We start from the raw sequence: 1533 nt of genomic DNA on the forward strand, positions 1-1533 counted from the left end.
TCGTAAGGATTCAGGTGAGGGGGTATTGACAGAAGGGACACTTGGGGTGGAGTATCGCAATAATGAACAAAAACCTGCCTCAACAACTAGACCGGGAAAATCTTAGCCAGTTGCCGACTGAAGAACTGGTAAACATTATTCTTGAGCAGGCGATCGCTACGCGAGAGTTGCAGGCAACGATAAAAGAACTCAAACAAGAAATCGAACGGCTTCGTGTCAGTTTCAACCTAGATAGCAAGAATTCATCAAAACCCCCATCCAGCGACCTCCTGAAAAAATCAGAAAATAAGAAATCTGAAAACTTGCCAGAATCAGAAAATCCCAAACGGAAGCCAGGAGGACAACCAGGACACCAAGGAAAGACCCGTAAAGGCTTTGATAAAATAGACCGTGTTGAAATTTTACGTCCGGAATGTTGCGCTGTTTGTGGTCATACAGCATTTTTGGGTGAACCAGTAAAAATCGAAACACAGCAAGTAGCTCAGTTAGTCTCTCGTCCAATCGAAGTAGTCGAGTATCATCGCCATACATGTAAATGTCAGGGTTGTGGGGAATTACAAACTGGCAGATGGTCACCACAGATGATACCAGGACAAGACCTTGGAGTAAGGCTACAAGCATTCTTGGGGTGGATAAATAATTACGGACACCTACCCTATGAAAAACAGCAAGAAATGTTGTGGGAATTGGGAAGAGTAGAAATTGGAGTTGGGACTCTGGTTGCAACCAACGAACGAGTCGAACAAGCAATTGAACCAAGTATTAGTGAGTTAAGCGATTGGGTAAGACAGACGCAACCTAATGTTCATGTTGATGAAACACCTTGGTCAGTGAAAGGACTCAAAGAATGGTTGTGGGCGATCGCCAATTCCAATTTTTGCTTATTCCAAGCTGCAGGTACTCGTTCGCGTGCAGAATTAGAAGCTATTTTAGGAACTGAGTATAACGGTGTACTCAGTTCTGATGATTACAGTGTTTACAATGGCTATAAGGTTGCTGCTCAACAGAAATGTTTGGCACATTTACGTCGTCATTTCTTAAAGTTAGTTAAGCTTCCTGGTCTGAATAATCAGGTGATTGGAGAAGTATTTGTCAGTCTGATTGACGAAGCTTTTAAAAATTATCGTTTGTTCCAGGTGTCTGTTGACAATCTTGCTTACAATGATTGGGCAAATCAATTTAAATCCAAAGTCCACTCGCTTGTCAATCATTGGATTGAGAAAGCCGGAGGAGAAGCACGTAAACTTTTGCGCTCCCTACGAGATAAATCTCATCAATGGTTATATTTTCTGGACCACCCGGAGGTGCCTCCCGATAATAATTTAGCGGAGCGCTCGCTACGTTTGGCTGTGACTAAACGAAAAGTTAGCGGTGGTTCTCGCTCAATGGAGCGATTCAAACATACTGCCAATTTATTAACAGTAGTACAAACTTGTCGTCGTCAACAACGCTCTGTTATTGACTTTTTTGAGCAAGCTATCAAAGCACTGCTTAATGATTCTAAATATACTCCATCTTTGGTTCCTCAGCCTC

General features: G+C 42.5%; 1 protein-coding gene. It reads left to right on the plus strand.

Annotated features, from left to right (window positions below):
- Positions 1-62 precede the first annotated feature (62 nt).
- Positions 63-1533 (plus strand): IS66 family transposase (tnpC, locus tag ACM0OZ_RS48735; RefSeq protein WP_414590140.1); only part of this gene is annotated, 1471 nt, incomplete at its 3' end.

The sequence above is a fragment of the Scytonema sp. PCC 10023 genome, from assembly GCF_963920835.1.
Lineage (GTDB): Bacteria > Cyanobacteriota > Cyanobacteriia > Cyanobacteriales > Nostocaceae > Kalymmatonema.